This window comes from Coxiella endosymbiont of Amblyomma nuttalli (assembly GCF_018107685.1).
Classification (GTDB): Bacteria; Pseudomonadota; Gammaproteobacteria; order Coxiellales; family Coxiellaceae; genus Coxiella.
In genome coordinates this window covers 806,516-818,667 of record NZ_CP064834.1, presented here as the reverse complement: position 1 = coordinate 818,667, position 12,152 = coordinate 806,516, and the positions used below count along the sequence as shown (strand labels likewise).

Genomic DNA, 12,152 nt, shown 5'->3' with positions numbered 1-12,152 from the left:
AAGGATTTCCCGTGACTGAACAAGTGGAGAAAAAGTTTGAATTACCATTATTACCTTTACGGGATGTTGTTGTTTTTCCACATATGGTAATTCCTTTATTTGTTGGACGTTCGGAATCGGTTAAGGCACTTGAAGCGTCGATGGGGAATGACAAACGAATTTTCCTAGTTGCACAACGAGACCCTAGTCATGATTCACCTACTCAAAAAGATCTCTATGAAATTGGGATAGTAGTTACCATCTTACAGTTGTTACGGCTGCCAGATGGGACAGTTAAGGTGTTAGTTGAAGGCTCTAAGCGGGCGAGATTAATTCAACTCCATAAAAAAGAGTTTCTATCTGCTAAAATTGAATTATTAGAAGGAGAAGAAGGCAATGTGGATCAGACTAAAGTGAAGGCTTCCATGCGCGCGGTGTTAGACCAATTTGAACAATTAATAAAAATTAATAAAAAAATCCCTCCTGAATTGCTTCTGTCGTTGGCGAACATTGAGGATCCAGAACGTTTGGCAGATAGTATCGCCGCTCATATGACGATCAAATTAGATTCACGCCAAAAAGTCCTAGAAGCTATCGAAATTCAAAAACGCCTGGAATTGTTGGAAACACTTTTAGCGCAAGAGTTGGACCTAGTTGAAATCGAAAAACGGGTCCAAGGGCGTATTCGACAACAAGTTGAAAAAAGTCAGCGCCAATATTATCTAAACGAGAAAATTAAGGCGATTCAACAAGAACTAGGTGAATTGGAGGAAGGTAACTCTGTTGATGAGCAGCAACAATTGTTTAAAAAGATTCAAAAAGCTAGCATGCCGAAAGAAGCTAAAGAAAAAGCGATAGCAGAGTTGAATAAATTAAAAATGATGCCTCCAATGTCTGCTGAAGCAACAGTTAGTCGTAATTATTTAGATTGGTTGTTGCAAGTTCCCTGGAAAAAGCGCACTAAAATTGGCAAAGACCTGAAACAAGCAGAAGAAATTCTAGAAGCTGATCATTACGGTTTAGCAGAAGTCAAACAACGAATCCTGGAATATTTGGCTGTCCAACAACGCGTACGAAAATTAAAGGGTCCTATTTTATGTTTAGTAGGTCCACCTGGTGTAGGTAAAACTTCGCTTGGTCAGTCCATCGCAAATACCACCGCTCGGCAATTCGTTCGCATTTCATTGGGCGGTATTCGCGATGAGGCTGAAATTCGAGGACATCGCCGTACCTATATTGGTGCTTTACCCGGAAAAATCATTCAAAAAATGGCAAAGGCAGGTGTGCGCAATCCACTATTTATGTTAGATGAAGTCGATAAAATGGCCATGGATTTTCGTGGTGATCCAGCTTCGGCACTTTTAGAAGTATTAGACCCTGAGCAAAATTACACTTTTAGCGATCATTATTTAGAAGTTGATTATGACTTATCAGACGTTATGTTTATTGCAACGGCGAATTCTCTAGATATACCACCGCCTCTGTTAGATCGAATGGAGGTTATTCGATTAGCTGGTTATACAGAAGAAGAAAAATTAAATATCGCTAAACGCTACTTAATCCCACGACAACTCAAACAAACTGGATTAAAGAGCAAAGAAATTCATGTTTCAGATGGTGCAATTTACGAGGTGATTCGTTGTTATACGCGAGAGGCAGGTGTTCGTGCTTTAGAACGGGAAATTGCCAAGATGTGTCGAAAAGTGGTTAAAGAAATTCTAACTAAAAAAGAGGGGGTTAAACGAACTGAAAGAGAAAAAACGGTTAAACAATGGAAAATTACAGTTCGTAATCTTGAAAGATATTTGGGAGTTAAACGATATCGATTTGGTTTAGCTGAGGAGAAAGATCAAATAGGACAAGTAACAGGCTTAGCGTGGACGGAGTTTGGTGGGGAGTTGTTAACCATTGAAGCACAGGTGATGCCTGGCAAAGGAAAATCTTTACACACAGGGCGATTAGGTAGTGTGATGCAAGAATCTATCCATGCTGCAACTACAGTAATCAGAAGTCGTATAGCTACTATGGGTGTTCCTGAAGATTATTTTCAATTACATGATTTTCATATTCATGTCCCGGAAGGAGCAACACCTAAAGATGGCCCCAGTGCCGGTATTGGCATGTGCACGGCATTAGTTTCAGCTATTACTCGCATTCCTGTTCGAGCTGATATTGCTATGACCGGTGAAATTACTTTGCGTGGAGAAGTATTACCTATTGGTGGGTTAAAAGAAAAATTATTAGCAGCACTCAGAGGGAACATTAAGCACGTTATTATCCCGGAAGAAAACAAGCTAGATTTAAAAGAAATCCCAGCAATCGTCACACATGATTTAAAAATTCATCCTGTAAAATGGATTGATCAGGTATTTGCATTAGCATTAACTCGTATGCCAGAAATCCATGCATCCGTTGAAGAACCTGTGATAAAAATACAAGGTAAATCGTGTAAAGAAGACCATGGAGCTAGAACACATTAATACTGGATATAAAATGAATTACTATAATCTAACAACTATCTTTCATCTGCTTGATTGGGTAGAGAGCGCGTTTGTTAAATTAAAATGGCGTCCTTTTAGAAATCAGTTTTCAATCAAGTTATGCAAGCGATGTAGAAATACCCAAATATTGGGGGGAATTCGTTTTAAACAAGAATCCTTGTGTCCAATTCGGATCTTCTGTAAAACAGATAAACCGAATTACCCTAATTTAGATATTTTCTCATCCTTAATGAGTGTGTGGAGCTCTTTAGAGTTTCTTTTTTGAAACCTCTTCAGAGGTTTCAATTTACATGATAAGAGGTAATCATCTGGTGCTTCAGCTATGAAGTTATTTAAAGTAGTAAGCTGGCATCCGGATTTTCACTATTTTCATTTAATGAGTAATGCGTGAATCTAGAAGACAAAACTGTCATCTTTATAATCTTTATAATCAGCTCTGTATCTAATAAGCATGTTTATAATTAATTGGGTTTTGTAAGTAATCGAACAAGCTTCAGAACAGTATGTCTGTAACCATTAATATTGATTTTCCCTTCTTCATAGTACAAGGAAATAAAACCTCTTTAGATATCTAACTCGTTTCATAAACGCATCTTTTTCATTCTAAACCCGGGTACTAATACATGAATGCAGTAGGCAAAACTCATTTACGATCTGAAATTTGAAACTTTTGATTTTCTCTTTCCCCGAAAAAAGAAAATCAAGTGTATAACTCTATTCTGCTTCACCAAACTTGTTATTGATTAGTTCTTCAATTGCTGTAGCAGCTTCTTTTTCGTCTTCACCAATGGTGGTGAGCTCGATTTCGGAACCTTTGTTGGCGGCTAAAACCATGAGGCCGAGGATGCTTCTAGCGTTGATGTCACGTTTATTAAAGTGAATAAAGATTTTGCTTTGATATCGCGAAGCTAAATTGGTAAGTTTAATAGCGGCTCGGGCATGTAATCCTAACTTATTAACGATTTTAAGTTTTTTGTGAATCATGCTTATTTTTCGCTTTTTGCAAACGCATGCTGAAATTAACACTAGGATCATAGCCCTCCTTTTTTAACCGATGATTACGAACTAATATCTCAATTAAAAGTGGTAGATTTCTTCCGGTATGAATAGGAAAAACAATTTTAGGCAGTGACACACCTAGAATAATTTCATTTTGATAAACTGGATTAAGCGGATCTTTAATGGATACTCTGTCTTTTAGGTTGACCAGAGCAATAGATAAATGAATTTCATGTTGAACAATTACGGAATCTAAACCAAAGAGTTTTGACACATCAATAACACCAATATCAGTAACTAAAATATACCCATTGGTAATCGTGGGGCAACTACCAATTAATTTATTATTTTGTTGTACCACATCCACCACATCATCACAGACTAATTTATGACCTCGATCAAACAAAGCTAATGTTAACTCACTCTTGCCAATGTCGGGTGCGCCGGTAATTAAAACGCCTAATGTATCGATAACGAGTAAATTGGCATGTAATGTTTTTTGTTGCACATGCCCAAAGCTTTTTTTGGAGTTTTCTAGTGATAACATCAACGGCGTTCACCTTTTTTTGTTTTATATTTAGCTGATTGTATTTGTGTTTTTCTCATTAAAAGATCGACCGTTTTGTACACGTATCACCAGATTTTACTTGTGCATTAATGGCACTGTCTGGTAGTTTTGATATTAGCATTGTCAATCTGACAATTTTCATTGATATAGGAAAAATCATATAAACGTTGATAATTTCATCAAGATGATTTATGTGTTGCACCGTATCAATTCACGCCATATGGATGAAATATCCAAGTTTTGTCGGTTATTTGGATTTGCATGATACTTCTCTCCTTTTTAGTTTTCAATACGTTAAAATATAGTCATTTCTATCAGGACATAAATAATGAAAGTTTACAAATTAAATTCCTCTCCTAAATAAACCTTTCTTACATTTTGATTGTTTAATATCTTATATGGTGTGCCGGAAGCGATAATACTGCCTTCGTTTACAATATAAGCACGCTGACATATATCAAGTGTTTCTCGCACGTTATGATCGGTGATCAGAATTCCAATTCCACGCTTTCGTAAGTGAATAATGATCCGTTTAATATCAATAACCGAAATGGGATCAATGTTTGCAAAAGGTTCATCTAATAAAATAAATTGAGGGTCCATCGCTAAGGCTCGTGCAATCTCGACGCGACGTTTTTCTCCGCCGGACAAACTGTATCCGGATATATCACGTAAATGGCCAATATGAAATTCTTGCATTAAAGATTCACATTTTTCATAACGTTGTTTTTTTGATAAATCATGCCGTAGTTCAAGAATAGCCATAATGTTATTAGTGACAGATAATTTTCTGAAAATGGAAGTTTCCTGAGGAAGATAACCAATACCTAAACGGGCGCGTTTGTACATTGGATATAAACTAATATTCTGGTTGTTTAAATACACTTCACCACCATCGGGTATGACGAGTCCAACAATCATATAAAAGCTTGTAGTTTTCCCAGCACCATTGGGTCCTAGTAAACCAACGACTTCATTGCTGATAGACAAGGAAACATCTTTTACTACCCATCTGGATTTGTAATTTTTTTGCAATTGTTTGGCACTCAAAGTTGCTGTCATGGTCGATATACCCTTAGTCTTACATTCTATTTTAGTATGGTTTATCGCAATCATAGTTTGCTTTTTGTATCATATTTTTATATCACATCAGACATTTTATCTAGTGAAGACATTTGATGCTTGGGTAATTTTTCTTTTGATTTAGAATGTTAACCTTAGCGAGGAAATAGACAATACATAATTGTGTCGTTGTTAAGGCTAACAATTCTAAAGTATCAAGACAAGAATTTGTTCGGTATTCGAACGTTTTGGATGTAATAGAATTTAAATTTAAATCGATCTTTGGATAGATAACCAGCTAGGTAAAGAAAAATGATGATAAGCATGATTAATAACGTGCCGTTTCATGTTATTTAATACTTTTAACAACAAGGTCTGGGTATTGGGTATTGACAAGGTCATATTGCTAAGGTCAAGTTCTGCCGAATGGAGGTGGGTACGAACTTTATGATTTCGTTTTTCCCTGTCTTGTCTGTTTTTGAGAGTGAGTCATTTCGTAGATTCCCAGAGAACGAGAGAGTAAATGAACTATCCCTTTTTTCAAATCAGCAGTCATACCAGTCGATCGTATAGTGGCATCGGGTCGAATGATAGTTACATCTTTATCGGTTTCAGCAAAAGAACGATTGGGGAAAATTGTTAAAGTACGAGCGATAATAGTGGTTTCCGGTTCTGTAGTTTGTCGAGATTCATAAATTTTCACATGATCCCATAGATAGACTCGACCACTTCCTTTTTGGCTTTTTCCTTTATTAGCCACGATTGTCCAGGATACTCGTTTATTTTTTGTGTAGATCAGATAGTCCGGATGATTAAAATAAAAAGAATCTTTCCATGGACAATGTATGATTAAAGAGGTATTGAGATGACCATGTAAAAGACCTTGATCGTCATACTGAGAATAACTAACATTGTATATGAACGTATCCGGCTGATGACCTAATTGTTCCTTTGCAGTATAATGGTGATGATGTATACTTTGTAGCACCATAGCAGTACTGAAACACACTAGTATAATTAATAAAAGACTTAAGCTGACACTCTTACTCATACATTGTCTTCATTTAAAATGAGGTATTTTAGATAAGTTGAGAATACAATCGCAAACTTCACGAACAGCTCCTTCGCCACCCGATTTTTTTGTTTTCCAATGAGCTTTGGCTTGTACGATAGAGACAGCGTTAGGAACGGTAATAGCAAGGCGAACACATTGCATGATAGGTAAATCCGAAAGATCATCACCCATATAAGCCACCTCATTTTCGCTCAGCTTCAAATGCGATAACAATTGCTTAAAGGGAAGCAATTTGTCACACTTCCCCTGAAAAACGTACTGAATTCCTAACTTAGTTGCACGAAAGGAAACAGCTTTATTTTTACAACTCGTAATGATAGCAACATGAATGCCTGCCTGGAGCAGTTGTTTAATTCCTAATCCATCGTGCACATGAAAGGCCTTAAGTATTTCTCCATTCGCGGTGTACCAAAGTCTCCCATCTGTCAATATGCCATCCACATCGAGAATTAATAATTTAATAAAACGAATTTTATCTTGCAGGGACTCCTGCATCTTAAATCACTCCTGCACGTAGAAGATCGTGTATGTGAATAACGCCCAATGGATAACATGCACTATCAACTACTACTAAAGAAGTAATTTTATGTTTATGCATGACTTTAAGTGCTTCTGTAGCTAACAATTTTGGAGAGATAGTGATACTACTATTTTTAGTCATAACTTCTTTAATTGGTGTTCTATGAATATCATAGCCCTTGTCTAAAGTTCGACGTAAGTCACCATCTGTAAAAACACCTAATAAATGACCGCTATCGGCTACTACCGCCGTCATACCTAAACTCTTGCGAGTAATCTCAACGAGCGCTTCATCGAGTAGACAATCAGGCTTTACCATAGGCATGTGATCTCGAAAATGCATGAGATCATCAACGTGCAACAAAAGTCGTCGACCTAAAGATCCACCAGGATGGATGCGCGCAAAATCATCGCTTGTAAACCCTCTGGCTCCTAGTAAAGAAATAGCTAGAGCATCCCCCATAACTAGGGCAGCAGTAGTACTGGAAGTCGGAGTCAAGCCTAAAGGACAGGCTTCTTCTGTTATACTGACGTTAATAACGATATTTGCAATGCGTCCCAAACTAGAGTGGCTCTTTCCAGTAAAGGCAATCAAGAAAGCGCCTAAACGTTTAATAGTGGGAAGGATGTTCACGACTTCTGTGGTCTCTCCTGAATAGGAAATAGCTAATACTAGATCTTGTGCGGTTATCATCCCAATATCTCCATGACTTGCTTCACTGGGATGTACATAAAATGATGGCGTACCAGTACTTGCAAGGGTGGCTGCAATTTTTCGGCCTATATGTCCCGATTTACCTATTCCAAGGACAACTACTCGGCCTTTGCAATTAAGTATGGTTTTACAGGCAGCAACAAACCTTTCATCAATACGATCTTGCAAGGATCGTATTGCTTGTAATTCAGTTTTAATAACTGCTTTTCCTAGAGTATAAAAATTTGTGCTATTTATCATAATTTATTGTATGAACTTCGATGTAAGAACTCCAAGAGGGTTTGTCTAGATACTAAAGCTTCCCGCCTGGGCACTGTTTGTTTTAGGTATTATAAAGCAAATGCGTTTAATGAGTCACGACGTTTGTAAATATCACATAAAATCTAGGCTGCAACATATTTTTAAGGGGACATATGGTCATCCTTTCAACATCAATCTTACCACTGATAACTACTATAGAGAGGTTAGTAAAACGAAATTAGACTCAGTGAACAAATCAAATTACAGCGGTTTATGGCAGGAGTTGAGAATCAATGATATCAAAGATAATCTTGTTTTTGAAACACAATCTGCATCAAGTGAGTGGTAAAATGAGAGTATTTTTTCAGTCAAAGTGTGTTTTCATATCATATTATAGCTCTCTCTTGCAGGATATGGAATTTGTTCGAAAAAATGAACTGGAAATCGTGTAAGATTAATTGTATGATTAATTTAAGAGGCAGATTAAAAAAATGATATACGGCTTTGCCTCCTTAGTGAGCACTTGTTAATTTAAAGCACATGTACCCATGGTGATCTTTTCTGAAGTAGTAGTCGACAATAATACTTCTAGACCTTGGTAACACTATAACTTAATAAAAAATTAGCTAACTTACTAAATATACTTTACAGCTTCCATTTTTATCCAAAAATTATTTGGCTCAGTTACATTGAATTTAATCTTTATGATCAAAAGTATGATTAAAAATGATGATGGTACTGAAACCGTATATTCATGTCTTGATTTTAAAATTTTTTTGTACAGATTTTTAATCAAGTGAAAAGATTGGAGTTTTTAATTAAAGTTAAAGTTTCTATATTTTATCTCTAGAAATCTTTTCTGGCATGGATTATATTCGCAGGTAATGCTCCGATTTTCTTGTTATGAGATGTTGCTAATGCAACGATTATTTCTTTGCATTAATATTACATCGCATGAACATTACAATAAAGAACTTATAGTTGTTGATAACAGACTTGTATATCAGCGGTTTATTAGCAAAGTGTGATCTTACTTAGCGTAAAAACGCTTTATCATAAATTAGAGTTAGTGATTTCCGCTTAATTCCTCTATTATAGCTTCTAATAGCATAGCTTTATGGCTTGCCCATGAAGAAGATCTGGTGCAGTTCTGCCCTGAGTTTGAGAGTAAAGATATCGTTAGATAAACACTAACAACAATTGACAGAGCATGTAAAGCCACCATTCTTAGTTTGTGGGAAAACACTTGCTTAAAATGGTCTTACTACTACCGTGTTGAAACGATTGATTGCTCATAATCAAAGTTCAGGTGCAATTGGTTGGTTATATTTAGTAATAAAATGATTAATTTTAAAACGGCTTTGGCTTTGTGAGAATAAGATGATAACTGGGTTAATGAGCAAAAGACATTGTTGTTGATTTTCAAGTTATCAATCATTATAACGTACTGATTTAATTTATTTAATTTTGACGATCGATTGGATGATATAGTACACATAAAATGGTTTAGAAAGCTCATTTGTTTCATTAATGTGATATCTATGTTGCGAGCGATTGTCAAGATGCATGATATAGTGAAAATTTAGTAGGGATATGGACAAAAGCTATGGATAAACTCATCATTGTTGGTGGAGTGCCTTTAAATGGTACAATACGCATATCTGGTGCTAAAAACGCCGTCCTACCTATTTTAGCAGCATCATTGCTCACCGAAAAGCCTGTTACTTTGGGCAATATTCCTCATCTTAATGATGTGACGACCATGATTGAATTATTAGGACGCATGGGAGCACAAATTATGGTGGATGAACACATGGATATTGAAGTTGACTGTTCAAAAATTCAAAACGTTCATGCTTCTTATGAGCTTGTAAAGACCATGCGTGCGTCCATTCTTGTATTAGGCCCATTATTGTCTCGTTTTGGTAAAGCAAAGGTTTCACTTCCAGGAGGATGTGCTATTGGTTCACGGCCAGTGGATGTACATATCGAAGGTATGCGTGCCTTAGGAGCAAATGTTGAATTAGTGAACGGATTTATTCGAGCTAATATCAGTGGACGTTTAAAAGGAACGTCATTAAATTTAGGGAAAATTACTGTTACAGGAACCGAAAATCTAATGATGGCAGCTACTTTGGCTGAAGGTCGAACCATTATTCGTAATGCGGCTTGCGAGCCGGAGATTCAAGATTTAGCTAATTTTCTCAATAAGATGGGAGGACAAATTTCCGGGGCAGGGACAGATACTATTGTTATCAGTGGTGTGGATCGTTTATCAGGAGGTAATCATTATCGTATTTTACCGGATCGTATTGAAGCAGGTACTTATTTGGTTGCAACAGCAATGACACGAGGACATGTGAGAATCAAAGATGTTTTACCCAAAACTTTGGGAGCCATTTTAGAAAAATTGCGTGAGGCCAATGCACATATTGAAGTTGGAAAAGATTGGGTAGATTTAGATATGCGTGGTAAACGGCCTGAGGGTGTGGATATCATCACGGCGCCTTATCCCGAAATGCCGACCGATATGCAAGCGCAATTTATGGCACTTAACGTAGTTGCCAAAGGGAAGGCTATCATCACGGAAACGGTATTTGAGAATCGTTTTATGCACGTACACGAATTACGCCGAATGGGTGCAGATATTAAATTACAAGGCAGCAAAGCACTCATTCGTGGTAAAGAAAAGCTAATCGGTGTACCAGTAATGGCAACTGATTTACGCGCCTCAGCAGGGCTGGTGTTAGCTGGTCTTATGGCGCGAGGTAACACCACTGTCGATCGAATTTATCACATCGATCGGGGTTATGAATGCATCGAAGAAAAACTGGCACAACTCGGCGCTGAAATTCGTCGTATATCTTCTCATATGTATGTAGCAAAGTATGATCAGAAAAATCTCTAAAAATCGAATCTATATTTACCTATATGACAAGATTAAATGTCGATGTAAATGTTTTAAGATTCTGATAACATTTATAAGGATAGCAATATGTTATCGCAGTATTAACACATAACTAATAGAATAATTGCTTAATGTCATATCATGACATTATGACGGCAGGAAAAGGTATCTTCTGAATGTAAGTGATCGTAGGTTATAGGGTATAATGATTATCTGTAAAACACAGGTATAATTGTGATTAATCGCTGGCGGGATGATTTAAAAAAATACTGATATTAGCTATACTAATAGACGATGTTTTCTTCTCAAAGTTTTCTTTTCGAATCGCGTAAATATTGTAATTTTTCTATTTCAGATTTTAGTATAACGATTGAAATTTTACCATCATCATAGAGAGACCATCATGGTATTACTGCCAATATACTTTCGATATCATTTGGTAATTGCGCTGCTAAATACGATTATAATCGTAATTGATGTCGTCACCGTTATGTAACATTGTTTTACCCACCTGAAAAGATTAGGATAATCTCAATTTTACATGGTATTTGTAGCTGCATAACAGCTCACACTCAAATAAAACCATAATAAAGATTACAAGTTACACTATATGTAGACACACGAAGATAAGATATGAACTCTGTGACATTTACATTTATTAATCCTAGAGTCTATTAGATTTTATCAGTTACTTTTTTGCTACATCTAACAAGATCATGTATGTGCTATGTCGCGGGTTGTACTCTTTGAAATAATTTTGGCGTTGTAAAAATTGCCGGTAAAGTTGTGCGTTGATATCCATAATCTGTCATTAATAATATCAATACCTGATTTATTGCAGTGGTAATGATTATAATTATGAATCGATATCTATTAACTGTACGTACTGCTTATCGGATTGTTTTCATCTAATTTTTCTTGTTTGATGTTTTTAATTATGAATAATATGACCGTTTTCTTTTTTGATAAGATAATAACTAAATCAGTAAATTAATCGGCCATATTCAATTTAGTTTTTGCAGTAATAACTAAATAATCAATGAAAGCGCTCTTGATTGCTCTGGCAGGTAATTTGGTATTTCTCTGTCTTAGACAGTTCTGCATATTAATAAGGCTCAATGCTTATGTCGCTATTCTTCGTGTGAATCTGGTTAAACACGCATGAATACTGATTAGCTCTAGTTACTTTGGCATCAGAGTAATCTATAAAATTAATTCTGATTGGTTGATTGTGTCTCTTTTTAAATAACTCGGATGCATTGTACATTTTCATTACTGGTACAGTAGAACCGATGTCCGCGAGTTTGGTACCACACACGTAGGCCACGGAGCGTTGATAGTGAATACCAAGAAGTTATATCTGTGTTTATTCATCTTTATCATGTATATTTTATCGGAAGCTTTGTCAATATTGGAGATCTATGGGGGTTTTAAGGTAATTTAGGTGATTTGATCACATCAATGTCTTATGCAGTTACTAATGTCCATTGTTCCAAGATATTAGTAGTAGTATTAAACAGATGAGTTTTGCACTGACATCTAGAATTAAGTAATGACAATATCATATATCTTAATTATATATCTTA

The 12,152-nt window shown here is 36.1% G+C and carries 8 protein-coding genes; 2 read left to right on the top strand and 6 right to left on the bottom strand.

Annotated features, from left to right (window positions below; all coding sequences use genetic code 11):
- The first annotated feature begins 11 nt into the window (after positions 1-11).
- Positions 12-2,459 carry an endopeptidase La gene (lon, locus tag CEAn_RS02975; RefSeq protein ID WP_211923725.1) on the top strand — a complete coding sequence of 816 codons (2,448 nt, stop codon included), beginning with the start codon at positions 12-14 and terminating at the stop codon, positions 2,457-2,459.
- A gap of 735 nt (positions 2,460-3,194) precedes the next feature.
- Here lon and CEAn_RS02970 read toward each other — a convergent pair.
- The 6 genes from CEAn_RS02970 to CEAn_RS02945 all read right to left on the bottom strand — a co-directional run bounded on the left by CEAn_RS02970 (position 3,195) and on the right by CEAn_RS02945 (position 7,658).
- Complete coding sequence (locus CEAn_RS02970; protein ID WP_211923724.1) at positions 3,195-3,464, bottom strand: HPr family phosphocarrier protein; 270 nt, start codon at positions 3,462-3,464, stop codon at positions 3,195-3,197.
- Positions 3,445-4,026: an HPr kinase/phosphorylase gene (locus CEAn_RS02965; protein ID WP_211923723.1), complete on the bottom strand. Its 582-nt coding sequence runs from the start codon at positions 4,024-4,026 to the stop codon at positions 3,445-3,447. Before CEAn_RS02965 ends, CEAn_RS02970 begins: the two co-directional genes overlap by 20 nt.
- 357 nt (positions 4,027-4,383) lie before the next feature.
- On the bottom strand, positions 4,384-5,109 hold the full coding sequence (gene lptB, locus CEAn_RS02960) for an LPS export ABC transporter ATP-binding protein (protein WP_211923722.1): 726 nt from the start codon (positions 5,107-5,109) through the stop codon (positions 4,384-4,386).
- A 445-nt stretch (positions 5,110-5,554) separates the two neighbouring features.
- Positions 5,555-6,160 (bottom strand): LPS export ABC transporter periplasmic protein LptC, encoded by a 606-nt coding sequence (gene lptC / locus CEAn_RS02955; RefSeq protein WP_211923721.1) that lies wholly within the window; start codon positions 6,158-6,160, stop codon positions 5,555-5,557.
- Positions 6,161-6,169: 9 nt separating this feature from the next.
- Positions 6,170-6,679: a KdsC family phosphatase gene (locus CEAn_RS02950; protein ID WP_211923720.1), complete on the bottom strand. Its 510-nt coding sequence runs from the start codon at positions 6,677-6,679 to the stop codon at positions 6,170-6,172.
- Between the two features lies 1 nt (position 6,680).
- The gene (locus CEAn_RS02945; protein ID WP_211923719.1) at positions 6,681-7,658 is read right to left on the bottom strand and encodes a KpsF/GutQ family sugar-phosphate isomerase; all 978 of its coding nucleotides are present in this window, start codon (positions 7,656-7,658) and stop codon (positions 6,681-6,683) included.
- 1,606 nt (positions 7,659-9,264) lie between these two features.
- On the opposite strand from CEAn_RS02945, the gene murA reads away from it, so the two are divergent.
- Positions 9,265-10,566 (top strand): UDP-N-acetylglucosamine 1-carboxyvinyltransferase, encoded by a 1,302-nt coding sequence (gene murA, locus CEAn_RS02940; RefSeq protein ID WP_211923718.1) that lies wholly within the window; start codon positions 9,265-9,267, stop codon positions 10,564-10,566.
- Positions 10,567-12,152: the final 1,586 nt, after the last annotated feature.

Coding starts and splice junctions, on each gene's coding strand:
- CEAn_RS02970 (WP_211923724.1), bottom strand. CDS start 3,464: ATGATTCACAAAAAACTTAAAATCGTTAATAAGTTAGGATTACATGCC.
- CEAn_RS02965 (WP_211923723.1), bottom strand. CDS start 4,026: ATGTTATCACTAGAAAACTCCAAAAAAAGCTTTGGGCATGTGCAACAA.
- lptB (WP_211923722.1), bottom strand. CDS start 5,109: ATGACAGCAACTTTGAGTGCCAAACAATTGCAAAAAAATTACAAATCC.
- lptC (WP_211923721.1), bottom strand. CDS start 6,160: ATGAGTAAGAGTGTCAGCTTAAGTCTTTTATTAATTATACTAGTGTGT.
- CEAn_RS02950 (WP_211923720.1), bottom strand. CDS start 6,679: ATGCAGGAGTCCCTGCAAGATAAAATTCGTTTTATTAAATTATTAATT.
- CEAn_RS02945 (WP_211923719.1), bottom strand. CDS start 7,658: ATGATAAATAGCACAAATTTTTATACTCTAGGAAAAGCAGTTATTAAA.
- murA (WP_211923718.1), top strand. CDS start 9,265: ATGGATAAACTCATCATTGTTGGTGGAGTGCCTTTAAATGGTACAATA.